This is a genomic window from Amycolatopsis decaplanina DSM 44594 (genome assembly GCF_000342005.1).
Lineage (GTDB): Bacteria > Actinomycetota > Actinomycetes > Mycobacteriales > Pseudonocardiaceae > Amycolatopsis > Amycolatopsis decaplanina.
On the sequence record NZ_AOHO01000077.1, the window covers coordinates 55,713 to 78,780 of the forward strand.

Annotated in this window: 24 protein-coding genes and 1 tRNA gene; 11 read left to right on the plus strand and 14 right to left on the minus strand. The window is 68.6% G+C overall.

Annotation, left to right across the window (positions count from 1 at the left end; translation table 11 throughout):
* The first annotated feature begins 72 nt into the window (after positions 1-72).
* From H074_RS34220 to H074_RS34230, 3 genes are all read left to right on the plus strand, one after another.
* Positions 73-618 carry a MarR family winged helix-turn-helix transcriptional regulator gene (locus tag H074_RS34220; RefSeq protein ID WP_085941061.1) on the plus strand — a complete coding sequence of 182 codons (546 nt, stop codon included), beginning with the start codon at positions 73-75 and terminating at the stop codon, positions 616-618.
* A 79-nt stretch (positions 619-697) separates the two neighbouring features.
* Positions 698-2,062 carry a pyridoxal phosphate-dependent decarboxylase family protein gene (locus H074_RS34225; protein WP_007034678.1) on the plus strand — a complete coding sequence of 455 codons (1,365 nt, stop codon included), beginning with the start codon at positions 698-700 and terminating at the stop codon, positions 2,060-2,062.
* Between the two features lie 35 nt (positions 2,063-2,097).
* Complete coding sequence (locus H074_RS34230) at positions 2,098-3,486, plus strand: amino acid permease (protein WP_007034679.1); 1,389 nt, start codon at positions 2,098-2,100, stop codon at positions 3,484-3,486.
* On the opposite strand, the gene H074_RS34235 is transcribed toward H074_RS34230, so the two are convergent.
* Both H074_RS34235 and H074_RS34240 read right to left on the minus strand, forming a co-directional pair.
* Positions 3,464-4,465, minus strand: a complete 1,002-nt coding sequence (locus H074_RS34235; RefSeq protein WP_007034680.1) for an ROK family transcriptional regulator — start codon at positions 4,463-4,465, stop codon at positions 3,464-3,466. The genes H074_RS34230 and H074_RS34235 overlap by 23 nt on opposite strands.
* Positions 4,466-4,473: 8 nt before the next feature.
* Positions 4,474-4,902 (minus strand): winged helix-turn-helix transcriptional regulator, encoded by a 429-nt coding sequence (locus tag H074_RS34240; protein WP_007034681.1) that lies wholly within the window; start codon positions 4,900-4,902, stop codon positions 4,474-4,476.
* A 131-nt stretch (positions 4,903-5,033) separates the two neighbouring features.
* Between H074_RS34240 and H074_RS34245 the strand changes: the two genes are divergently transcribed.
* A complete protein-coding gene (locus H074_RS34245) occupies positions 5,034-6,446 on the plus strand; it encodes an MFS transporter (protein ID WP_039924087.1) in 1,413 nt (470 codons plus the stop codon).
* Here H074_RS34245 and H074_RS34250 read toward each other — a convergent pair.
* The gene (locus tag H074_RS34250) at positions 6,386-6,850 is read right to left on the minus strand and encodes an SRPBCC family protein (protein ID WP_007034683.1); all 465 of its coding nucleotides are present in this window, start codon (positions 6,848-6,850) and stop codon (positions 6,386-6,388) included. The two genes, H074_RS34245 and H074_RS34250, sit on opposite strands and share 61 nt — an antisense overlap.
* A 65-nt stretch (positions 6,851-6,915) precedes the next feature.
* Between H074_RS34250 and H074_RS34255 the strand changes: the two genes are divergently transcribed.
* Complete coding sequence (locus H074_RS34255) at positions 6,916-7,407, plus strand: hypothetical protein (RefSeq protein WP_007034684.1); 492 nt, start codon at positions 6,916-6,918, stop codon at positions 7,405-7,407.
* On the opposite strand, the gene H074_RS34260 is transcribed toward H074_RS34255, so the two are convergent.
* The 3 genes from H074_RS34260 to H074_RS34270 all read right to left on the minus strand — a co-directional run bounded on the left by H074_RS34260 (position 7,388) and on the right by H074_RS34270 (position 10,159).
* Positions 7,388-8,386, minus strand: a complete 999-nt coding sequence (locus H074_RS34260; RefSeq protein WP_007034685.1) for an aliphatic amidase — start codon at positions 8,384-8,386, stop codon at positions 7,388-7,390. The two genes, H074_RS34255 and H074_RS34260, sit on opposite strands and share 20 nt — an antisense overlap.
* Positions 8,373-8,996 (minus strand): AmiS/UreI family transporter, encoded by a 624-nt coding sequence (locus tag H074_RS34265; RefSeq protein WP_007034686.1) that lies wholly within the window; start codon positions 8,994-8,996, stop codon positions 8,373-8,375. The genes H074_RS34260 and H074_RS34265 overlap by 14 nt, the downstream gene beginning before the upstream one ends.
* Positions 8,997-9,082: 86 nt before the next feature.
* Positions 9,083-10,159, minus strand: coding sequence for a substrate-binding domain-containing protein (locus H074_RS34270; protein ID WP_268744785.1), 1,077 nt, complete (start codon positions 10,157-10,159; stop codon positions 9,083-9,085).
* A gap of 87 nt (positions 10,160-10,246) precedes the next feature.
* On the opposite strand from H074_RS34270, the gene H074_RS34275 reads away from it, so the two are divergent.
* Entirely contained in the window at positions 10,247-10,657 is a 411-nt protein-coding gene (locus tag H074_RS34275; protein ID WP_007034688.1) for a MarR family transcriptional regulator, read from the plus strand.
* A gap of 3 nt (positions 10,658-10,660) precedes the next feature.
* On the opposite strand, the gene H074_RS34280 is transcribed toward H074_RS34275, so the two are convergent.
* The 7 genes from H074_RS34280 to H074_RS34305 form a co-directional block, all read right to left on the minus strand.
* On the minus strand, positions 10,661-11,308 hold the full coding sequence (locus H074_RS34280; protein ID WP_007034689.1) for an MFS transporter: 648 nt from the start codon (positions 11,306-11,308) through the stop codon (positions 10,661-10,663).
* Between the two features lie 418 nt (positions 11,309-11,726).
* Entirely contained in the window at positions 11,727-11,945 is a 219-nt protein-coding gene (locus H074_RS34285) for a DUF397 domain-containing protein (protein ID WP_007034690.1), read from the minus strand.
* A gap of 316 nt (positions 11,946-12,261) precedes the next feature.
* Positions 12,262-12,873, minus strand: a complete 612-nt coding sequence (locus tag H074_RS38875) for a hypothetical protein (RefSeq protein ID WP_152521551.1) — start codon at positions 12,871-12,873, stop codon at positions 12,262-12,264.
* 149 nt (positions 12,874-13,022) lie between these two features.
* Entirely contained in the window at positions 13,023-13,292 is a 270-nt protein-coding gene (locus H074_RS38880) for a hypothetical protein (RefSeq protein ID WP_007034691.1), read from the minus strand.
* A 135-nt stretch (positions 13,293-13,427) separates the two neighbouring features.
* Positions 13,428-13,501, minus strand: a tRNA-Arg gene (locus tag H074_RS34295).
* 241 nt (positions 13,502-13,742) lie between these two features.
* Positions 13,743-14,132, minus strand: a complete 390-nt coding sequence (locus H074_RS34300; RefSeq protein ID WP_039924090.1) for a peptidase inhibitor family I36 protein — start codon at positions 14,130-14,132, stop codon at positions 13,743-13,745.
* A gap of 188 nt (positions 14,133-14,320) precedes the next feature.
* Positions 14,321-15,370: a LacI family DNA-binding transcriptional regulator gene (locus H074_RS34305; RefSeq protein ID WP_007034693.1), complete on the minus strand. Its 1,050-nt coding sequence runs from the start codon at positions 15,368-15,370 to the stop codon at positions 14,321-14,323.
* 121 nt (positions 15,371-15,491) lie between these two features.
* On the opposite strand from H074_RS34305, the gene H074_RS34310 reads away from it, so the two are divergent.
* On the plus strand, positions 15,492-16,670 hold the full coding sequence (locus H074_RS34310) for an MFS transporter (RefSeq protein WP_007034694.1): 1,179 nt from the start codon (positions 15,492-15,494) through the stop codon (positions 16,668-16,670).
* 110 nt (positions 16,671-16,780) lie between these two features.
* Entirely contained in the window at positions 16,781-17,941 is a 1,161-nt protein-coding gene (locus H074_RS34315) for a sensor histidine kinase (protein WP_007034695.1), read from the plus strand.
* Here the strand turns inward: H074_RS34315 and H074_RS34320 are convergent.
* Positions 17,915-18,553, minus strand: a complete 639-nt coding sequence (locus tag H074_RS34320; protein ID WP_007034696.1) for a histidine phosphatase family protein — start codon at positions 18,551-18,553, stop codon at positions 17,915-17,917. The two genes, H074_RS34315 and H074_RS34320, sit on opposite strands and share 27 nt — an antisense overlap.
* A 42-nt stretch (positions 18,554-18,595) precedes the next feature.
* On the opposite strand from H074_RS34320, the gene H074_RS34325 reads away from it, so the two are divergent.
* The 3 genes from H074_RS34325 to ettA all read left to right on the plus strand — a co-directional run bounded on the left by H074_RS34325 (position 18,596) and on the right by ettA (position 23,064).
* On the plus strand, positions 18,596-20,623 hold the full coding sequence (locus H074_RS34325; protein ID WP_051072069.1) for a bifunctional copper resistance protein CopD/cytochrome c oxidase assembly protein: 2,028 nt from the start codon (positions 18,596-18,598) through the stop codon (positions 20,621-20,623).
* 218 nt (positions 20,624-20,841) lie between these two features.
* Positions 20,842-21,291 carry a single-stranded DNA-binding protein gene (locus tag H074_RS34330; RefSeq protein WP_235096952.1) on the plus strand — a complete coding sequence of 150 codons (450 nt, stop codon included), beginning with the start codon at positions 20,842-20,844 and terminating at the stop codon, positions 21,289-21,291.
* Between the two features lie 96 nt (positions 21,292-21,387).
* Complete coding sequence (gene ettA / locus H074_RS34335; protein ID WP_007034699.1) at positions 21,388-23,064, plus strand: energy-dependent translational throttle protein EttA; 1,677 nt, start codon at positions 21,388-21,390, stop codon at positions 23,062-23,064.
* Positions 23,065-23,068 lie beyond the last annotated feature (4 nt).

Genomic DNA, 23,068 nt, shown 5'->3' on the forward strand with positions numbered 1-23,068 from the left:
CGCATACGATCGGCGGAGCGGGTGCGCGGGGGGTGCGCGCCCACCGGGCTGGTACCTCCGGGGCCGGTGAGGATGTGGCTGTTGACCGGGTATCACACACTGGCCGAGACAGAGAACGCCGTACGGGCCAAACTGGGCGGGATCCCACTGCTGTGGGAGCGGATGGAGGCGGTGGCCAACCTCCATCGGACCGCGACGGCGGTCCGGTTGCACTTCGAGAACTCGGTCCTGCGCACCGCGGGGCTCACCTGGACCGCGTTCGTGGTGCTCTGGGTGGTGTGGATCTTCGGCGAGAAGGAGACAAGGCACGTCGCCGCGGAGTCCGGGATCACCAAGGGCACGCTCACCGGGGTCATGAAGACCCTGGAAGCGCACGGCCTGGTCACCCGGCGCAAACATCCCGTCGACGGGCGGCTGGTGCTGCTCGCGCTGACCCCGGAAGGGGAGCGGCTGATGCGGGAGCTCTTCCCGGAGTTCAACCAGGAAGAAGCGTTCGTCACCGAACGGCTCAGCCCCGCGGAGTGCACCGAGCTGGCCGCCTCGCTGCGGGAGATCGTCAGGCAGCTCGAGGAGAAGGGCGAAGAACGGCGTCAGGCGGCGGTGACCCGCGGGAGCTGACCCCTACCGAAGACGGTTGCGCGAGGCCTCCGGCGACTCCTAGATTTTTTGGAGCCGAACGAAGCGAAGGGCGCCCTTGATGGACTTCCGGTACTGGCTCGGTCAGGCGTTGACGTCGAACGAGGCGTGGGCGGAGACGTTCACCCCCGTCCGGCCGCATCCGTCACTGGAGATCTCCGACGGGCGGTTCGAGACCGCGTTCGAGGAGCTCACCGAGCGGCTGAAGGACAACTACCCGTTCTTCCACCCGTCCTACGTCGGCCAGATGCTCAAACCGCCGCATCCGGCCGCGGTGGTCGGCTACCTGACCGCGATGCTGGTCAACCCCAACAACCACGCGCTCGACGGCGGCCCCGCGACGGCCGAGATGGAACGCGACGTCGTCCGGCAGCTGGCCACGATGTTCGGCTACACGGAGCATCTGGGGCATCTGACCACCAGCGGCACGGTGGCGAACCTCGAGGCGCTGTTCGTCGCGCGGGAAACGCATCCGGGCAAGGGGATCGCGTACAGCGCCGAGGCGCACTACACGCACGGCCGGATGTGCGGCGTGCTCGGCGTCGAGGGACATACGGTGCCTGTCGACGCCCGCGGCGCGATGGATCTCGACGCGCTCGAAGACCTGCTGCGCACCGGGAAGGTCGGCACCGTGGTGCTCACCGCGGGCACGACCGCGCTCGGCACGGTCGAACCTGTTCACGAGGCGCTGGCGCTGCGTGAACGCTACGGCGTCCGGGTGCACGTCGACGCGGCCTACGGTGGGTTCTTCCGGCTTCTGTCCGGTTTGGACGGTCCCGAAGGTCTGCCCCAAGCGCCGTGGCTCGCCATCGCGGAGGCCGACTCGATCGTGATAGACCCGCACAAGCACGGCCTCCAGCCCTACGGTTGCGGCGCGGTGCTGTTCAAGGATCCCGGGGCGGGCCGGTTCTACCTGCACGATTCGCCGTACACCTACTTCACCTCGGAAGACCTGCACCTCGGCGAGATCAGTCTCGAATGCTCCCGGGCGGGCGCGGCCGCCGCCGCGTTGTGGCTCACCTTCCGGGTGCTGCCGCCCACCCCCGGCGGACTGGGCCGGGTGCTCGCGGCCGGGCGCCGCGCGGCGTTGCGGTGGGCGAAACTGCTGGAGGACTCCGAGCGGTTCGACCTGTACCAGCCACCGGAACTCGACATCGTCACCTACTTCCCCCGCACGGAGCCGCTTTCGCTGTCGAAGATCGACCAGGCGAGTACGCGGATCCTGCGCAACGGCATGGCCGCGGCGAGGGAACCGGTGTTCCTCAGCGCGCTCCAGGTGAGCGAGGCGCAGTTCGGTCTGCGTCACACCGAGGTCGGTGCGGATGCGGACGGCGCGAGGATCCTGCGTAGCGTGCTGATGAAGCCCGAAATCGAGGACCACGTCGACCGGCTCCATGAGCGGCTGGAAGAGTTGTCCCGCGCTTGAGCGTCCGACTACCACCGCAGACGAATGGATCCGCCATGCCCGCACCAGGTCCCGCCGAACCCGTGACCACGATCGAGACCCGGTCGCTCGGCACCGGGTTCCGGCGGCGGCACGTCACCATGTTGGCCATCAGCGGGGCGATCGGCGCCGGACTGTTCGTCGGCACCGGCGCGGGGATCAAGACCGCGGGCCCCGGCATCCTGCTGTCCTATGTGGTCGCGGGCCTGCTCATGGTGCTCGTGATGCGCATGCTGGGCGAGATGGCGGCCGCCGAGCCGAGCAGCGGTTCGTTCTCGGTGTACGCGGAGAAGGCGCTCGGGCGCTGGGCCGGGTTCACCGTCGGCTGGCTGTACTGGTCGCTGCTGGTGGTCGTGGTCGCCGCCGAGGCCACCGCGGCGGCGGGGATCGCGAACGGGCTGCTGCCCGTGGTTCCACAGTGGACCTGGGTGCTGCTGTTCATGGCCGTGCTGACCGTGGTGAACCTGTTCGCCGTGCGCTCGTTCGGGGAGTTCGAGTTCTGGTTCGGCGCGATCAAGGTGACCGCCGTGGTCGGCTTCCTCGTGCTCGGCACGCTGGCGGTGTTCGGGATCCTGCCGGGGACGTCGCCGGTCGGCCTGGACAATCTCACCGGGCACGGCGGTTTCCTGCCCAACGGTCTCCAAGGCGTGCTGACCGGTCTGCTCGCGGTCGCGTTCTCCTTCGGCGGCATGGAACTGGTCACCATCGCCGCGGCGGAGTCCGACGATCCGGCGGGCTCGATCCGCCGCACCACGCGCACGGTCATCGTGCGGCTGCTGTTGTTCTACATCGGTTCCGTGGCGCTGATGGTGTTGTTGCTGCCGTGGGAGTCCGCTTCGGCCAACACCAGCCCCTTCGTGACCATCCTGGAGCAGATCGGGGTGCCGTCGGCGGCGCTCATGATGAGTTTCGTCGTGCTGACCTCGCTGCTCTCGGCACTGAACGCGAACCTCTACGGCGCCTCGCGGATGGTGTTCTCCCTGGCCGCGCGCGGTGAAGCGCCGCGCGCGATGCTGAAGCTGTCCGGAGCGGGTGTTCCCCGGACGGCGGTGCTCGCGTCGGTGGCCTTCGGTTTCGTGGCCGTGCTGCTGAACTTCCTCGCGCCCGAGCATGTGCTTCCGTTCCTGCTGAACGCCATCGGGGCGAACATCCTGCTGGTCTGGATCTTCGTCGCCGTCTCCCAGTTGCGGCTGCGGAAGGCGGCGGAACGCGACGGCACGGCCGCGGACCTGCCGGTGCGGATGTGGGGTTTCCCGTGGCTCAGCTGGGTCGCCCTGCTCGCGATGGCCGGTGTCCTCATTCTCATGTGGACGGACGCCGACGCGCGGACGCAGCTGTTCACCAGTGGTGGGGTGGCCGTGCTGATCGTGGTGATCAGCCTGCTCAGGCGACGTCCGCGACGCTGAACAGTTCGCGCTCCACGCGGCTCAGCGCCAGCCTGACCGCGCCGAGCGCCACCGAGTCTTCGCCGAGCGTCGACGTCTCGACGCGCACCGGGAACAGGCACAACCGGGCCAGTTCGGCGCGCAGCGGCGTCGTCAGCACGTCCCCGGCCGGGGCGAGCCCGCCGATCACCACCAGTCGCGGGTCGACGGCGAGCACGATCGCGGCGACGAGCTCGACGAACCTGTCGAGTGACGCGTGCCGGCCGACCTGCCGCAGGGCGCCGATCTCGCCCGCCGCGCCGTGGTGGCCGGCGTGCAGCTTCCCGCCCAGCAGCAGGCCGAGTGAGATGGTGCGCCCGGCCCGCACGTAGACGACGTCGTCGACGCCGTGCGCGGCCCCGCGCCAGTGTTCGGCCAGTGTCGCGAGCTTGGTGTCGTTCCCGGCCAGTACCGGGCATCCGCCGCCGAACTCCGCGGGCAGGTCGACGCCGGTCCAGCCGGGAAGGCGGTCGTCGCGGACGACCTTGCCGCCGGACACCACGCCGGTGGTGCCGATGCCGAGCACCCGAACGTTGACGTGGCCTTCGACGGCCGTGCCGAGCACCCGGTGCGCGGCGCCGAGCCGGTCCGTGGCGTCCATTTCCGGGGTGAGTCCGGCCTTCGCCCGCCCGACGACCTCGCCCCGCAGGTCGGCGACCAGGCACAATGCCCGGTGCGGGCCGATTTCGAGGCCGGCGACGTGCCCGGACTCGTGGCGGAAGCGGTACCGCTTGGCGGGCCTGCCCACCGGCCGCGGTGCGCCGGGGGAGAGCGGTAGCTCCTCGACGAGGCCCTGTTCGCCGAGTTCGGCGGCGATCTCCTTGACCGTCGGACGGGAGACCTCGCTGGCCCTGACCAGTTCCGCGAGGGTGAGTTCCTCCGCCGCGTACAGCGCTCGCAAGACGGCGATGGTGTTGAGCCGCCGAAGCAGTGACGGATCCCCTCCGGACAGTCTGGCCATGCGACTCCTCAGGCGGTGACGCGTTTGTCGTACTGGGCGCGGGCGAGGGCGATTTCGCTCTGGTGGTCCTCGGTCCAGGTGACCAGCGACTGGATGGTCTGGTGCAGCGTCATCCCCAGCGGCGTCAGTGCGTACTCGACCCGGGGCGGCACCACCGGATAGACGGTCCGCTTCACGAGCCCGTCGCGTTCCAGATGCCGCAGCGTGGTGGTGAGCATGCGCTGGCTGATGCCGTCGATCTTGTACTTGAGCTCGGTGAACCGCAGAGTGTTCCGGTCGAGCAGCGCGATCACCAGGAGCGACCATTTGTCCGCCACCCTGTCCAGGATCTGGCGGACCTCGCAGTCCTCGCGCGTGTCCCACTGGAAGGCCTCGTAGTCCTCTTCGGTGAGTTCGCAACGACTAGGTGAGTTCGAAGTGCCTTCTTCCATGGTCATCGATAGTGTCCGAAGATCTCCTTGGTTACAAGAGGGAACCGACCGGCATTTGGGTAACCGTCGGTCCCTTGTCCACTGAGGGAGATCCGATCTTGATCAACACACGAACGCCGCCGCGCGCCGCCGACCGGATGGGCGGGGAGGCCTGGGGCATGCTCCTGGTGCTGTGCGGCGCCATCTTCCTGGAGGGCATCGACGTCGCGATGCTGAACGTGGCGTTGCCGTCCATCCGGGCCGAACTCGGCCTGTCGACCGCTACGCTCAGCGGCGTGGTGAGCGCCTACGTGCTCGGCTACGGCGGGTTCATGCTGCTGGGCGGGCGCGCCGCCGACCTGTACGGCCGCCGCCGCATGTTCCTCACCTGGCTGATGGTGTTCCTCGTCTTCTCCGGGCTGGGCGGATTCGCCACCGAGGGCTGGATGCTGCTGCTCGCCCGGTTCATCACCGGCGTCGCCGCGGCCTTCATGACCCCCGCCGGCCTGTCGATCATCACCACGAGCTTCGAAGAAGGCCCCCAACGCACCAAGGCCCTGCTGTTCTACGCCGGCACCGCGGCGGGCGGTTTCTCGCTCGGCCTGGTCATCGGCGGGCTGCTGACCAGGATCGACTGGCGCTGGGTGTTCTTCACGCCGGTGATCCTGTCCGCCGTCATCCTGTCCGCCGCGCTCTGGCTCATCAAGGAACCGGTGAAGCGGGTCCGCGTCCCCCGGCGCCTGGACCTCGGTGGAGCCGTCACCGTGACCGTGGCGATGCTGCTGCTCGCCTACGGGGTGGTCCGGCTGGAGCACCCCGGACAGGGCTGGGGCTGGACGGTCGCTTCCTTGGCCGGGGGAGTGGCGGCGCTGGCGGCCTTCGTGGCCATCGAACGCCGCTCGCCCGCGCCACTGGTGCGGTTGGGCATCCTCAGGTCGGGACCGCTGATGCGGGCGAACACCAGCGCCCTGCTCTACGCGGGTTCCTTCTTCGGGTTCCAGTTCCTCGTGACGTTGTACCTGCAGGAACTCCGGGGCTGGTCGACGCTCGAGACGAGCCTGGCGCTGCTGGCGACCGGGATCGACGCGATCCTCGCGCCGACGCTGACCCCTCGGCTGGTGGCGAAGTTCGGCAACACGCGGGTGATCTTCGGCGGCCTCGTGCTCGCTGTGGTGGCGTACGCGCTCTTCCTGCCGCTGGGCATGGACTGGACGTACGCGGCGATGTTCCCGTCGATGATCCTTCTGGGCCTCGGTTTCGCCCTCGCCTACGGGCCGTTGACGATCGTCGCCACCGACGGGATCGCCGAGGACGAGCAGGGACTGGCGGGGGGCCTGCTGTACACGGCCTTCCAGTTCGGGGCGGCGCTCGGGCTGTCCGCGGTGACCGCGGTCAACGTCGCCGCGCTCGGTGACGGTTCGCCGCAGGCCGCGCTCGGCGGTTTCCGGGCGGCGCTGGTCGTGCCGCTGGTGATGGCCGTCCTCGCCGCGATCGTCATCGCGTCCGGTCGTCAGCGTGTTTCGGCGAAGGAAGCCAGGTTGGCCAGCGAAGAGGCGATCCCCGCCTCGTGATCCGCCTGGCCGATGCCGGACGGCACGTCCGTCGCGGTGACGGTCACTTCGGTGCCGTCGCCCGCGACGGCGAGGTCCCAGGTCATCGTCATGGTGCCCGCGAACGCCGGGTCTTCGGACTCGAAAACGGCCGACTGCACCACACGTTCCGGCGGATCCAGGTCGGCGAACCCGACTTCGACGACGTCCGTCGCGTCCGATGACTTGCCGGGCGCGGCGGACGCGTCGAGGTAGGTGAGGATCATCCGGAAGCCGCCACCGGGCCGCGGATCCCACTGCTCGATCCGGCCCCGCATGCCTTCGGGTGGCAGCCAGGTTTCGAGGGCTTCCCTGTCGAGGAGGGCTTTGTAGACGGTCTCGGGCGGAGCGGCGATCACCCGGGTGCCGCTGTCGATCCTGTCCATGGTCTCGAGTCTAGGGCGGATAAGCTGATCATCGCGGATCACGGACGTCGGTGGTCCGGGGAGGGGTGATCCACATCGAGTACTTCACCGCCTGGTCCGCCTTCCTCGGCGGCTGGCTCCTAGTCGCCGGGCCCATGTACCAGGGCGCGCTCGAACTCCGCGAGGAAAGCGAGCGGTTCGGAGATCTGCGGTCGGTCAAGGACACGCCCCGCCCCTCCTACGGCGAGCCCGTTTCGCGCTGGTGGTGGCTGCTGCCGCCGGTGGCCATCGCCAAGGAACGCCGGCGGCGGCGCAAGGTGCACCGCGAGGTCATGAAGTCGTTCACGGCCGAGCAGCGGCGCACCATGGCCACCTTCGCCAACAAGGCCCGCGGCTGGTTCATCGTGACCGCGGGCGCCTTCTTCATCGCCCTCAAGGAAACGTGGCACCTGAATCATCTGTACCACTGGCCTTTGTGGATCTATTTCGCGCTGGTGCTCGTCCCGCTGGCGCTGAGTTTCGCCCACACGTCACGGGGTGTCCGGCTCACCGTCCTCATCATGGGTTCCGAGGAGTGATGGTGTCGCGGGTGATCGACTCCACCTTCTCCTGCGCCTTCTTGGCGTCGGTGACCCAGAGCTTGTAGAAGTCGAACGGGCAGTCCGCCACGCCCTTGTCGCCTTCGCCGGCGTCCTGCACGCCGGTGTAACCGCGGTGCAGCAGCTTGAAGATGTGGTTCTGCGACTGGTCGTAGGCCCGCGCGTCGCGGATCGCCGAGACCGACAGCTGCGCGTACTGGATCCCGTATTCCTCTTCGCCGGTCTCGCCGAGCGTGCGCCCGTCGAAGCCGATGATCGCGGAATGGCCGAAGTACGAGTACACGCCGTCGAAACCGGCGGCGTTCGCCACGGCCACGTAGCAGTTGTTGGCCCATGCCATCGCCTTGGCCATCAGGACCTGCTGCTCCTTGGCCGGGTACATGTAGCCCTGGCAGCGCACGATCAGTTCGGCGCCCTTCATCGCGCAGTCGCGCCAGATCTCCGGGTAGTTCCCGTCGTCGCAGATGATCAGCGAGATCTTCATGCCCTTGGGGCCGTCGCTGACGTAGGTGTCTTCGCCGGGGTACCAGCCTTCGATCGGGCACCACGGCAGGATCTTGCGGTACTTCTGGACGATCTCGCCGCGGTCGTTGATGAGCACGAGCGTGTTGTACGGCGGCTTGTCCGGGTGGTCTTCGTGCCGCTCGCCGGTGATGGAGAAAACGCCCCAGGTCCGGGCTTCCCGGCACGCGGCGGCGAAGATCTCGGTCTCCTCGCCGGGGATGGTCGCCGCGGTCTCGTACATCTCGCCCGCGTCGTACATGATGCCCTGCGTCGAGTACTCCGGGAACACCACGAGGTCCATGCCCGGCAGTCCGGACTTCATGCCCACCACCATTTCGGCGATCTTGCGGGCGTTGCCGAGGACCTCGGCCTTGGTGTGCAGGCGCGGCATCTTGTAGTTGACCACCGCGACGCCGACCGTGTCGGGGCTGGCGGAAATGTCACCGTGTCGCATGAAGACTCCTTTTCTCCGAACGGTTTTTCAGGACGTCGAGTGATCCGGCCGCCGCGATCAGCGCCACCGCGATCGCGGCCGCGAGCAGTGCGGTGCCTCCGTCGCTGTGGTACGCGCCGATGAGGCCGAGAAAGGCGGGCAGCGTGCACGTCGGCTGGCTGAGCAGCAGGACGGTCCAGCCGGTGAACCGCGTCAGATGCTCCTTGCCGAGGCCGAGCACCAGGAAGAACAAGGTCCACAGCAGAGCCCAGGACAGCCAGATGACACCGAACACCGGGTCGTTGTCATGCCAGAAGGCGATTCCCGCGTACACCACGGCGGCGCCCGCCACGAAGAGCGAGAACCAGCCGATGCCTTCGGGCGCCAGGCCGGCGAGGTTCGCGATGCCGACGTACAGATAGGTGAAACCGAACAGGTACAGGCCGGACGCGGCGAGGATCGCGTCCTGGTCCCCGTCCGCCTGCACGATCAGCACGGTCGGGGTGACGCACTGCAGTGCGCCGACGAAGAGGTTCAGCACCGCCGCCGAACGCGGTGGTATCCGGCCGAGCAACATCAGGCCGTTGATCATCAAGGCGGCGCCGACGTAGAGCAGGCCCACGTTGCCCATGCTCACCTCCGCGTAATCGATGTCACATGGAATAATTTCAAATGAAAGTATGTGGTGCGCCGGAGCGAGTCAAGGGGGGTGTTGGTTCAGAGCCGGGTGAGGACTTCGAAGTCGTAGCCGTCGGCTACCGCGAGATGGACGTGCTGGTCGGCCTGCTGCCCGCGGAACTCGATCGTGCCACGCGGACCGTGGTAGGCGACGCCGTCGATCGCCGCGTTGAGCGCGGGCAGATCGGGTGTTCCCGCCCGGCGGACGAGTTCCGCCAGCGTGTGCAGTCCCTCGTAACAGGATTCGGCGGCGTTGTTCAGAGCAGGGGCGCCGGGGCCGTTGCGGTCGACGTAGCGGCCGAGCAGGTCCATCGCGTCGGCCGTGACCATGGAACGGAAGTAGGCGGCGGAGACGTAGAGGTCGGTGGTGGCGTTCGCGCCGCTCGCGAGGAGCATGTTCTCCTCCATCAGCGGGCTGAACCGGATCAGCCGGTCGCCGAGCCCGTGCGCGGCGAAGGCCCGGTTGAAGCGCACCGCGTCCTGTCCGACCAGCAACATGAGCACACCGTCGCTTGTGGACCGTTCGACCTTGCGGACCATTGTGGACATGTCGCCCGCGCCGAGCCCGACGAACGCCTCGCCGGTGATGCGCAGATCGAGATCCTTCGCGTACTGGCGGATCGCGCGGGTCGACCGGTGTGGCCAGACGTAGTCGTCGCCGACGACGAACCAGCGCCGGGCGCCGAGGTGGTCGCGCAGCCAGCGCAGTGCCGGTTCGATCTGGCAGCGCGGCGTCTCGCCCGTGCAGAAGATGCCCGAGCGGCGCTCGCCGCCTTCGTAGAGCGAGGTGTACACGTACGGCACCCTGTCGGCCACGACCGGCGCGAGCGCGTGCCGGATCGACGAGATGTGCCAGCCGCTCACCGCGTCGACCCGCCCGCTGTCGACGAGACGCCGCAAGTCGCCGGCTACTTGCGTGGGACTGCCGCCGCCGTCGACCACCTCGGCCTCGACCTGCCTGCCGAGGATGCCGCCGGCTTCGTTGAGTTCGTGGACGGCCAGTTCCGTGATCGCCTCGCACGACGGGCCGAACAGTCCGGCGGGCCCCTGTAACGGGACCACCATGGCCACACGCCAGGTGTCGTCACGGGGCCTGGTGGCGAGGCGTAGGGGCATGGCGCTCCGTGCGGTGGCCCGGTAAGGTCAAAGTGCTTTCACCTGGAAGTATTGCGAGGGTGTCCGGTTTTGGCAAGGGGACGGGATATGGGGACACGCGGCGTCACGACCGCCGGAAGGTCGCTCACCGGCTCGCTCACCCGTGCCGCCCGTGCCGTCGCCGCCAAGGTGGAACAGGTGCTCGCCAAGGAAGGTCTCACCCTGGACCAGTGGCTGGTGCTGGACGCTTTGAGCGGCAAGGGCGGCCTCGCCATGGCCGACCTCGCCGACCGGACGCTGGCCACCGCCCCGACGCTGACGAGGGTGGTCGACAAACTGGTGACCACCGCGCAGGCCTACCGCGAGGTCGACGCCGCCGACAGGCGCCGCGTGCTGGTCCACCTCAGCGCCCGCGGCCGGGCGACGTACCGGCGCGTGGCCGCGAAGGTGTCCGAAGTGGAAGCCGGGCTCGACGTGCCGGACGAAGTGCTCGTGGCGTTGCGGGGACTCGGCGACTGAAGGTCAGGCATGCGGCGGGTACGGCATCGGCCGTGCCGGTGATTTCGCCTTGGCCAGCGCGACGATGCCGAGGACTCCGGCGACGACGAGCGCGACGAACACGAACAGCGCGGCCACCACGTACACCACGCGAAAGCCGGTGACGTCCGAAAGCAGTCCACCGAGGACCGGCGCGAGCACCAAAGCGAGGACACCGAGGCCCGCTGCCACCCCGGCCGCGGCGCCGCGGCCGGTCCTGAGCCGCCGGATCAGCGCGACGGTCACGCCGAGGGCGGCGCCCGCGCCGAGTCCGTTGAGCACCCGGCCGACCAGGAGCAGGCCGCTGCTGGGGACGAAGGCGACCAGCAATACGCCCAGGAGCATCAAAACGATCGCGGGCACGGTCACCGACGTCGGGAAGCGCCCGCCGAGCAGCAGGCCCGCCGGGAAGGCGAGCGCGGCCGCGACGAGGTACGCGACGAGGCCGTTCAGCAGCAGGGACTGGTTGGACATGCCCAGGTCGATCTGCAGGGCAGACCCGCCGTCGAAGCGGTAGATCACCGTCAGCAGGAACAGGCCGATGAGCGCGGCGAACCCGGGCCCGATGACCAGCCACCACGGAGGCCCGTCGGCCGGATGCGGGTCGCGCTGTGTCGGCGTCGGCACGTACATGCGCACAACCTATAGCGCCCCGCGATGCGGATGGACCACTTCGCGGGGAAACCGGACCTCAGCGCCCGCGGCGTTGCGGAGTCGCGGCGATTCCACCGGGAAGCCCGTGGTGGGTGTATGTCGCGACGAGCTCGTTCCACTCGGTGTAGAGCGGGCAGAGGCGGTCATAGAACCGACCGAACTCCGCAGCTAGTGCGAGCATCTCGGCATGTAGGTTCTCGACGCTCATTCGGGGTGTTCGATCCTTTCGGTTGCATGGAAACGCGAGGGCCCCGACGCCACGTCTACGTCGGGGCCTTCGCCCCCATCCGGGCCCGCTCGCCTGGCCCTCACCGCGCAGTTCGCGACGCGGTGGTCTGGAACCCGGCCGACGTGCCCGCAAGGGGACAGGCACGTCGGCCGGAGCTTCGAGGTACCGCTAGACGACCATGTCGTCGAACTCGCCATCCCGCGCGCCAGTGAGGAAGGCGGCGATCTCGCGCTTGGTGAACGGGAGGGTGCCCTCTGCGGGGCGATTGCTGTTGCGTAGCGCGATCTCGCCGGTCGGCGTCACCGCCAGCTCGACGCACGCGCCCTCGCCGACACTCGCCTTCGCCTTTCGCCACGCGAGACCGTCATTGGCGATGTTGTGAGACAACGAAATTGCTCCTTCAGTTGCGGGGGTTTGTGCTGGAGACAGGCTCCAGCACCACGGCATCTGCTGCCGTGGATCGGGGCCGGGAGATTCCGCTCTCCCGGCAGGAACGCAGTTCCTCAAGCGCGCTGTCTCGCGTCTCTTGATCAGCGTCTGGAGATAGTGCCTCAACAAGACGGTCATAGAGGCCGGGTGACACCATCGTGTGCCTGCCGTTCTTGTCGATCCGATAGTTCATGTCGCCTCTATTCGTTGCGGGTGGATGGAAGGTTTGGATACCTCTTCAGCGCGTCGAAGGGCGACGCGCTGACCAGGCGGATCAAGGGGTCACCGTCGTGCGGTGAGTACGCGCGGCTTCTCGCCGACATCGCGCCCGGCCCACCAGGCGAACCGGATCCGCGAGATCGAGTCCGTGATCTGCTCGCACGTCGGCGCGGGAAGATCCGCGTTCCACAGCACGGTCAGCGAGTGTTTGGAGATCTCGACGATCTGCACGTTGAACGCCGAGGTGTTCCCATCGCGCCATCAACCAATGGCCGAGCATCATCTCGCCGGCCATCTGCCGAGGGGCGTGGACCATGTACGGCTCGGCGACGCGGTCGGTTTGGAGGCGGGCGTGTCGCAGCGCGTTCGAGTGGCCTTCTTGGCATCGGGGAACGAGCCACCGAACGTCGGGGTCGGCCAACTCCGCGGTGAGGTAGTAGTGGATTCGCCCGCCGAGGATCCGGCCGACGTAGCCGAGCGCTTCCCGACCGCCGCCGAAGTGCACGCCCCGCCCGCGCAGCTCGACGTCCTGCCAACCCGTCAGGCTGCCGGTCCGTGCCGCGACGTATCCCCACCACCCCACGAGCCCGAGCGGCGCGACAATCGCCCAGGCGGCGAACGCCACGAATAACGATTCGGTGTAGACCCTGCTCTGGGTGATCGCCATCGGGGCACCCGCCCAGAGCGCGACGAGCACCAGGCCGACGCGGTCCCCGCCGACGAGGCGGCCGATCCGCTCCAACCCGCACGCGGCGGTGATCCCGGCGACCGTCGACACGATCAGGCCGGCCGCGACGAGCGGTACGCCCGTTTGGCCTATGACGTTGATCGTCCACGGGTACAGGGGAAGAAGCCCAGCGGCGCGTCCGCGTACGGCTGCCCGGCCGCGTCCAGGGTGCCGGTCATGCCGCGGTAGCCGTGCTCGGCCAGCTGCAGGTACCACTGCCCGTCCCAGGCGGTGAGCCGGTCGATGACGGGCAAGCCACGCTGGGCCGCCATCGCGGTGAGCATGACCACACTGACGACGCGGACGGCCAGGAACACGAGTCCGGCCCGGAAGGCCCAGAGCCGGGCCAGGGTCGCCACCGAGGCATCCCGAGATGCTCCGGCGGTGCGATCCGCTCGGCCCTGGCGCGAATCCAAAGTGCTGAGTTTGTGCTGACTCAGCACCTTCTGAGTTTGAGATGGCTGGTCACACAGTGCGTGTGACCAGCCGCGACGTGCCCCCGGCAGGACTTGAACCTGCGACCTAGAGATTAGAAGGCTCTTGCTCTATCCAGCTGAGCTACGAGGGCCGACGTCGGCGACGTTGGGTGTCGCCCAGCATCGGCAGCTTAGCCGTCGCCTACCTGTCGATCGTTCGACACCGCCAGATCGTTTCAGGTCGAGCCCACCGTTTTTTGGAACGCCCGTGAGCGCGTCACGACGCGGGGTGACGCGCTCACGGGCCGGGGCCGCTTCGGGGGAGCGGCCCCTGGGTTCGCGCAGGTCGCGAGTCGACTCCTCCGCGAGCGACCGGCACGAACCGCCGGGTGGTCAGTCCCAGATCTTGAGGGCGCGGATCACGAACGGTCCCTGGGGTACGTAGGTGCCGCCACCCGGATAGGTGATGAAATCTCCTTCGGTCGTGCACTCCTCGCTCTGGTAAATCGTCACGTCCCTGCTCAGCCGGTTGACGAACGAATGGCCTTCGAAGCCTTCGGGCAGGGGAATGCATTCCTCGGGATTGGACGTGCGCAGGTCGAATTTGTGCACCGCGCCGCCGTACGATTCTTCGCCCCATACGCAGAACTCGCCCTTCTGGCAGGCGGGTTCAGGCGGCGCGGCGGTGGCGCTCGCGACTCCGGCGCTGGTCAGCAGGCCGGCCATGGCCAGCAGGAGCACGTGCGGGAGGCGGGCGCGCAGGTTCGTCAAACGTCGTTGCATGGCTGGGTTCTCCCCCGTGAATCGGCGGCACGAGGGCCGTCGGTGAATGTGTGATTCCACGATGACCCGAGGAGAAGGCTTTGTCTGCCCGCATTTCTACTTCTGTGGATAAGTAGTTGTGCGCCGCTCGATCGGGGCGAGTTCTCCACATATCGCCGAGACCGCCTTGCGCTTGCCGAAATCGACTGCTACGCGGGCGCGGTGGAGTCCCGGACGACCAGTTCGGCGGGTACCTCGGCGGGAGCGGGGGTCTTCTCCCCGCGCAGCAGGCTCAGCACCAGCTCGCCCGCCGCCCGTCCCTTGGCGGCGAGATCCTGCCGGACGGTCGTCAGCGGTGGTTCGGACCACCGGGCGGGCGGGACGTCGTCGAAGCCCACGACCGAGAGATCACCCGGGACCGACAGGCCGAGATGTCTGGCGGCCGAGATCGCCGCCAGCGCCAGCAGGTCCGACATGCACAGCAGAGCCGTCGGCCGCGGGTGCCGGTCCAGCAGGCCGAAGGCGCTCGGGAGGGCTCCTTCGACCGAGAGCCCGGACGCCTCCCAGATCGGCACGTCCGCTGCCGGGATCCCCGCCTCGGTCAGCGTCTCCAGGTAACCGGCCATCCGTTCGCGGTTGTCGTGGAACCGGCTGTTCCCTGCCTCCGAAACGCTCAGTTCGCCGCCGCGCGGCGCCGAGAGGCACTGCGCCGAGAAGATCCCGATCCGCCGGTGCCCGAGTTCCACCAGGTGCCGGGCCGCGGCGGCCGCTCCCGCCCGGTCCGCGACCCCGATCCTGGCCGAACCGCGGATGTGCGGCTGATCGATCACCACCAGCGGCAGGCCCCGGTCCCGGACCGCGGTCAGCGCCGGCGCGCCGTCGGCCAGCGAATACGCCACCGCGATGTCGGCTTGCGCGGTCAGGATCCGCTCCGCGCGCGGGCCGCCGCTCTCGCCGTCGCCGGGGAGCAGCAGAAGGGCGTGGCCCTCGGGGTCGACGACGGTCGAGAGCGCGTCGAGGGTGACCGACAACGCGGGATCCGAGAACGCCGTCGAAAGATTCGTGTCGAGCAGGACGGCGATCGCGCCGGTGCGGCTGGTGGCGAGGCTGCGCGCGGTCGGGTTCGGCCCCGCGTACCCGATCTTCTTGGCCGCGCGAAGCACCTCTTCCCGCAGCTGGGCGGACAGCTGATCGGGCCGGTTGTAGGCGTTGGAGACGGTCGCGCGCGACACCCCGACGGCGTCGGCGACATCGTCCAACGTCGGCCTTCGCCGTCGCGTGCTGGTCACCGCCGCAGTCTAGTCACGGACAGGGCCGGTGGACTTTCTGAAGCGCTTAAGTCATTCTGGGGGAAGAGGAATCGAAAGGAGACTGGGGTCTATGCGTGACCGTACGGCCGTTTTCGTCGTGTTCGCGCTCAACGGAGCCGCGCTCGGCTCCTGGGCGCCGCGGACTCCGGCGTTGTCGGAAAGGGTGAACGCCTCACCGGGTGTCTTCGGGCTGGCCCTGCTGGGCGCCAGCGTCGGCATGCTGATCGCGGCGTCGGTTTCGGGACGGCTGATCGAACGGCACGGCGCCCGCGCGGTGGTCGCGGGCAGCACGATCATCGCCTGCGCCGCGCTGCCGATGATCGGCTTCTCGACGTCGGTCGTCCTGCTCGCCGGGGCGCTGTTCGTCCTCGGAGCGAGCGTCGGCGCGCTGGACGTGGCGATGAATGTCGCGGGCGTCGAGGTGGAGCGCCGGACCGGACGAGTCATCATGCCGATCCTGCACGCCGGATTCAGCTTCGGCGCGCTGGCGGGCTCCGTCGCCGCCGGATTCGCCGCGTCGCACCAGTGGTCGCCGGGGCGGCATCTCACGGTCGCCGCGTTGTCCGCGCTGGTCGTGCTGGCCCTCGTCATCGTGGCCGTGCCCGGCGCGCGGCCCGTGCACACCGAACCCGTCGAGAAGCCGCGAGTGCCGCCGATCAAACGTCCCGTCCTCTGGTTGCTCGCCGCCATCGCGCTGTTCTCGGCGATCGCGGAGGGTGCGAGTTCGGACTGGTCCGCCCTGCTGATGACGTCCGTGCACGGGGTCGGCGACGGGGCGGCGGCCTTCGCCTACTCCGGGTTCGCGCTGGCCATGGCGTTCGCCAGGCTCGCGGGCGCCTGGCTGCAGAACCGTTTCGGCGCGACGCGTGCGCTGGCGGTGGGCGCCGGGATCGCCGCGGCCGGTCTCGTGCTCGCCGCCCTGGCAAGCCTTCCGGTGTTCGGATTCGTCGGCTTCGCGCTGGCGGGTGCCGGGCTCGCCGCGGCCTTCCCGATCGCCCTGAGCCTCGCGGGAGCGTCGGGCAAACGCGCCGACGGAACGGGAGGCGAGCGGGAACTGGCCTTCGTCACGGCGATCGCCTACACCGGTTTCCTCGCCGGGCCGCCGCTGATCGGCGGGATCGCGCAGGTGACGTCGCTTTCGGTGTCGTTCCTTTTCGTCGGCCTGACCGCCGCGCTGATCGTGCCGTCCGCGGTGGCCGCGGCGCGGGCGCGGAAACGTGAGGAGGCCGTCGAACCCGTCGCCCGTTGACATCCCCGCCAGGCCACGGGCAAGCTGATTGCTCGGTAAACTGAAATGAATGCGACTTTGCCGCTGTTTCAGGAAGGCTGATCCGGGGGAGGGGCGGCGTGAGGGTATTGATGCTCGTGGGCGGCGTAGGGGTCCTGACCGGTCGTCATCAGGTCCCCGGGATCCCGGCGCGGCTGGTGCAGACCACGTTGCCCTGGCTCGTCCTGATCCCGGTGGCGTTCCGGCTGGCGATGCTGGTGCAGGCGCTGTGGACGGCGGGTCTCGGCGGATCGTCGGTGCTGTGGACGTTCGCGGTGCTGCACCTGGTGCCGAACATCGCCGAAGCCGTCTGGTTCTTCCGCCACTCCGCCACCGGGACGAGGCTGGTCCCGGTGGCGGACACCGGATTCGCCGTCCTCTTCGCCTTGGGGGCGGCGCCGTTCGCGCAGGACACCGCGATCACGTCGATCACCTGGACCCATCTGATGGGCACGGTGATGATCTGGGCCCTGCTGCGCGGCGCGCCGGCGGGGGCGCTGGCCATCGGATGCGCGGTGGTTCCGCACACGCTGCTGGACCCGGCCTCCTCGCTCGGTCTCCTTCTCACTCTCACGACCGCGCTGGTGGCGTCACTCGCGGTCGTCGGCCTGGTCGGCGCGTCGATGCGGTTCGCGCTCGGGTTCGGGGAGCAGCAGGGCCGGGCGGCGGAACGCGAACGGCACCGCCGCGACGTCCACGACACCGTCCTGCAGGTGATGGAGTCGTTCGCGATCCCCGCGCCCGCCGACGAACTCGACCCGGCGGCCAGCCTCGACCGCGTCCGCCGGACCGCTCGCGCCCAGGCGATGCGCATCCGCATCAGCCTCGAACACGAATCCACCGAGGGGATCGGGCTGCACCAGCGGCTGCGGCTGCTCGCCGCCGAAATGGCCGCGGAGGGGCTGCGCGCCGAGGTGGTCATCCAGGACGACTCAGCTCCGGAGCTTCCGGAAGAGGCGGCCATGGCGCTGCACGACTCGGCCAGGGAAGCCCTGCGCAACACGTTGAAGCACTCCGGGACCAGACGGGCCGTGGTCAGCGTCGAACAGATCGGCGGCGGGGTTTCCTTGACGGTGCGCGATCACGGCGCCGGTTTCGACGTCGGAGACCGGCGGCGCGGCTTCGGCCTCGAGAACTCGATCATCGCGCGGATGGCGGAGATCGGGGGTTTCGCGCGGATCGAATCCAGCCCTGGGCTGGGAACGAGGGTGGTGCTCCTCGCGCCGTCAGTCTTGCGTCTCCCCGTCGGGTGAGTCCCGCCACTGGCGGAACGGGCGGTCCAGCGTCCATTTGTCGCCCACCCGCTCGACGATCCGGTATTCGCACGTCGTCGGGTTCGACAGGGACTCGAACAGCTCGATGCTCCAGCCGAAGAGCCGCCGGCACAGCAACCGGATGGTCAACCCGTGTGAGACGACGAGCACGGTCTCGGGGTGATCTTCGCCGCACGCCGCCAGTTCGCTGAGGAACGCCGCGACCCGGTCGTCGACGTCCGCGCCGGACTCGCCGAAGGGCAGCCGGTAGAAGAAGTGCCCGAACTCGTGGCGCCGTTGTTTCTGGACCTCCTGCTCCAGCGGATCCTGGAGGTTGCCCCAGTCCTGTTCCCGCAGCCTCGGCTCCGGCACGATCCGCTCGCAAGAGTCACGGATATCCAGTAGCCGCAACGTTTCCCGTGTCCGCAGATACGGGCTGACATAGACCGCCGTCCACTGTCCGCCGAGGACTTCCCGGAGCTCCGGGCCTGCCAGCCTCGCCTGCTCCCGGCCGGTGTCCGTGAGCGGCAGGGCGTGGTCGGGGATGCGCGTATAGGCGAGCTCGTCGATGTTGCCCAGCGACTCGGCGTGCCTCAACAGGATGATCCGCACGCCGCCATCTTGCCGGTTGCGCGTCCGGCATACCCTCGTGACGTGCCTTCAGACCCCGAGACGAAACCGGCCCCACCCGTGCGGAAGGCCGGTGTCCTGCCGCTGGTGTCGATCGGGGCGCTCCTGGCCGCGGTGGTGGCCGTCGGCCTGGTCGCGCTGACCGGTGGCGCGGGTTACGTCATCGCCGGACTCCCGGATCCGGGGCTGGTGACCCGCTACGGCATCACCGTCGTCCGGGTACTGGCCGAGTCGGCTTCCGTGCTGTGCGTGGGTTCGCTGTTGCTCGCCGCGTTCCTGGTCCCGCCGCAGAAGTCCGGCACGCTCGCGGCCGACGGTTACGCGGCCATCCGCGTCGCGGGCGTCGCCGCGTGGGTCTGGTTCTTCGCGGCGGCCGCGTCGATCTTCTTCTCCGCGGCCGACGGCGCGGGTCGCCCGTTCACCGAGGTGCTTTCACCGCAGGTGCTGATCGACCTCGTGGACGCCATCGAGCAGCCGAAGGCCTGGCTGTTCACCGCGTTGATCGCCCTGCTGGTCGCGCTCGGCTGCCGTCTCGCGCTGACCTGGGGCTGGACGACGGTGGTCTTCTTCCTGTCCGTCGGCGGCCTGGTCCCGGTCGCGGTCACCGGGCATTCAGCGAGTGGCGGCTCGCACGACATGGCGACCAACAGCCTGCTGTACCACCTGGTCGCCGCCGCGCTGTGGGTCGGCGGGCTGGTGGCGCTGCTCGCGCTCGGCTGGCGCCGCGGCGAGAACCTCAAGCTCGCCGCGACGCGGTTCTCCAAGCTGGCCTTGGTCTGCTGGATCGTGATGGCGGTCTCCGGCATCGTCAACGCGCTGGTGCGGATCAGGATCGCCGACCTGTTCACCACCGACTACGGCCTGCTGGTGGTCGCGAAGATCGTCGCGTTGCTGCTGCTCGGCGTCTTCGGGCATCAGCAACGGCAGAAGGGCGTCGCCGGCCTGGTGAACGGCGCGGGCGGCGGGCAGTTGCTGCGGCTCGCCGCGGTCGAAGTGCTGATCATGTTCATCACGATCGGCATCGCCACCGGGCTCGCGAAGACCCCGCCGCCGCAGGAATCGCTCACCCAGCCGTCGACCACGGAACTGCTGATCGGCTACGACCTCTACGGTCCGCCGACCGTCTTCCGGCTGCTCACGGACTGGCGGTTCGACCTCGTCTACGGCACCCTCGCGATCGTTCTCGCCGGGCTGTACCTCGCCGGGGTCCGGCGGCTGCGGCGCCGCGGCGACACCTGGGCCACCGGCCGGACGACCGCGTGGCTCGCGGGCTGTTTCGTGCTGCTGATCGCGACGTCGTCCGGCATCGGGCGGTACGCGCCCGCGATGTTCAGCGTGCACATGGGCAACCACATGTTGCTGTCCATGGTGGCGCCGGTGCTGTTCGTGCTCGGCGGACCCGTGACGCTCGCGCTGCGCGCGTTGCCCACGGCGGGCAAGGACGCCCCGCCCGGACCGCGTGAATGGCTGCTCGCGTTCGTGCACTCGCCGCTTTCGCGGTTCCTGACGCATCCGATCGTCGCGCTGCTGCTGTTCGTCGGTTCCTTCTACGGCCTGTACTTCTCGGGTCTGTTCGACTCCGCGCTGAACTACCACTGGGCGCATCTGGCGATGAACGCGCACTTCCTGCTCGCCGGGTACGTCTTCTACTGGCCGGTGATCGGTGTCGACCCGGCGCCGCGCCGGCTCCCGCCGCTGGGACGGCTGGGGATGATGTTCGCCGCCATGCCGTTCCACGCGTTCTTCGGGATCGCGCTGATGAGCATGCAGACCGTGCTCGGACAGGACTTCTACCGTGGGCTGAAACTGCCGTGGGTCACCGACCTGCTGACCGACCAGCGGCTCGGCGGCGGGATCGCGTGGGCGTCCGGCGAGCTGCCGGTACTGCTGGTGCTCATCGCGCTGCTGGTGCAGTGGGCGCGTCAGGACGAGCGGGAGGCGCGGCGCCGGGATCGCCGGGAGGAAGCCTCGGGTGACGCGGATCTGAACGCCTACAACGCGATGCTGAAGAAACTCGCCGATCAGGGCCGGGAGCCGGGGCAGGGTTCCTAGGGCGCCACTAAACGTCCTCCTGCCCGAACTCGCCGAGTAGCACATTCCGCCGATCCGCCCGGCGTTCGACCTCCAGTTGTCCACAGGAAGCCTGCAACGCCCGGAGTTGTCCACAGATCCGGTTCGTGTCCTTTTCCGCCCTTCGATCCGAGGCAGTCTGTGCTCAAGGGAAACCCCGGGAAGGGCCCGGATCGAGGAGAAAGGCGAGTGTGATGGCGATGGGCGAAACGTGGGTGACCATGATCGGCAACCTGACCAGCGAACCGGTCCACCATCCGGAGCGGGTGCACGGGCACGACGTCGTGTCGTTCGGCTTGCGGAGTGTCGAACGCCGGTACGACAAGGAAAGAGGGGAGTGGGGCGAGGGGCGGCAGCTCGCGGTCAAGGTCACTTGCTGGCGCAAGCTGGCGATGGCGGCGTTCTCGTGCCTGAGCAAAGGGGACCCGGTGATCGTGGCCGGACGGCTGCGTGGCGCCGAGACCGCGGAGGAGATCCCGGCACCTCTGGGTCTACCTGAGCTTGAGGCCTTCTCCATCGGCCCCAACCTCGCGCGCTGCTCGGCCGAGATCCACCGGATCGGGCGGGACCGGCCCAGGGCGATCCCGTCGGCACCGCCGCCCGCGGGGAATCCCATGGTCATCGCGCTGGAGGACGCACCCGTGGCGTGAGGTTGCGATGCTCGCTCAGTGATATCTTGCTGACTTTCGGTAGTTCGATGGTGACCGCCGTCAAGGCCTCGATCGGCTCGCTCTACGATCGGTTGTATGGCCGAGTTCATCTACACCATGAAGAAGGTGCGCAAGACCGTCGGGGACAAGGTCATCCTCGACGACGTCAGCACCGCGTTCTACCCCGGCGCCAAGATCGGCGTGGTGGGGCCGAACGGCGCGGGTAAGTCCACCGTTCTGAAGATCATGGCGGGGATCGAGCAGGCCAGCAACGGCGAAGCCTTCCTCCAGCCTGGCGCCAGCGTCGGCATCCTCATGCAGGAGCCGGAACTCAACGAGGAAAAGACCGTCCGCGAGAACGTCGAAGAGGGTCTGGGCGACATCAAGGTCAAGCTCAACCGCTTCAACGAGGTCGCCGAGCTCATGGCGACCGACTACAGCGACGAGCTGATGGAGGAGATGGGCAAGCTCCAGGAGGAGCTCGACCACGCCGACGCGTGGGAGATCGACTCCACGGTCGAACAGGCGATGGACGCGCTGCGCTGCCCGCCGCCGGACGAGCCGGTCACCCACCTCTCCGGTGGTGAGCGCCGCCGGGTCGCACTGTGCAAGCTGCTCCTGTCCGCGCCGGACCTGCTGCTCCTCGACGAGCCCACCAACCATCTGGACGCCGAAAGCGTGCTGTGGCTGGAACAGTTCCTCGCGAACTACGCCGGTGCCGTCCTCGCCGTCACCCACGACCGGTACTTCCTGGACAACGTCGCGCAGTGGATCATGGAGCTCGACCGCGGCCGCGTCGTCGGCTACGAGGGCAACTACTCGACGTACCTGGAGAAGAAGCGCGAGCGCCTCGAGGTCCAGGGCAAGAAGGACGCCAAGCTCGCCAAGCGGCTGAAGTCCGAACTCGAATGGGTCCGGTCCAACGCCAAGGCGCGCCAGACCAAGTCGCGGTCCCGGCTCGACCGCTACGAGGAGATGGCCGCGGAGGCGGACAAACACCGCAAGCTCGACTTCGAAGAGATCCAGATCCCGCCGGGGCCCCGGCTGGGCAGCGTGGTCGTCGAGGTCGAGAAGCTGCGCAAGGGTTTCGACGACCGTGTGCTGATCGACGGGCTGTCGTTCGACCTGCCGCGCAACGGCATCGTCGGTGTGATCGGGCCGAACGGTGTCGGCAAGACGACCCTGTTCAAGACGATCGTCGGGCTCGAGGAGCCGGACGACGGCCGGGTCAAGATCGGCGAGACGGTCAAACTGTCCTATGTGGACCAGAATCGGGGCGGGATCGACCCGAAGAAGACGGTGTGGGAGGTGGTTTCGGACAAGCTGGACTACATCCACGTCGGGCAGACCGAAATGCCCTCGCGTGCCTACGTCAGCGCGTTCGGTTTCAAGGGTCCGGACCAGCAGAAGCCGGCGGGCGTGCTCTCCGGTGGTGAGCGCAACCGGCTGAACCTGGCGCTGACCCTCAAGCAGGGCGGGAACCTGATCCTGCTCGACGAGCCGACGAACGACCTGGACGTCGAGACCCTTGGCTCGCTGGAGAACGCTCTCGAGCAGTTCCCCGGCTGCGCCGTGGTCATCTCGCACGACCGGTGGTTCCTCGACCGGGTCGCGACGCACATCCTCGCCTGGGAAGGCACGGACGAGAACCCCTCGCAATGGTTCTGGTTCGAAGGTAACTTCGAGGGCTACGAGAAGAACAAGGTCGAACGTCTCGGTGCCGAGGCGGCTCGTCCGCACCGCGTCACCCATCGCAAGCTGACCCGCGACTGAGGGC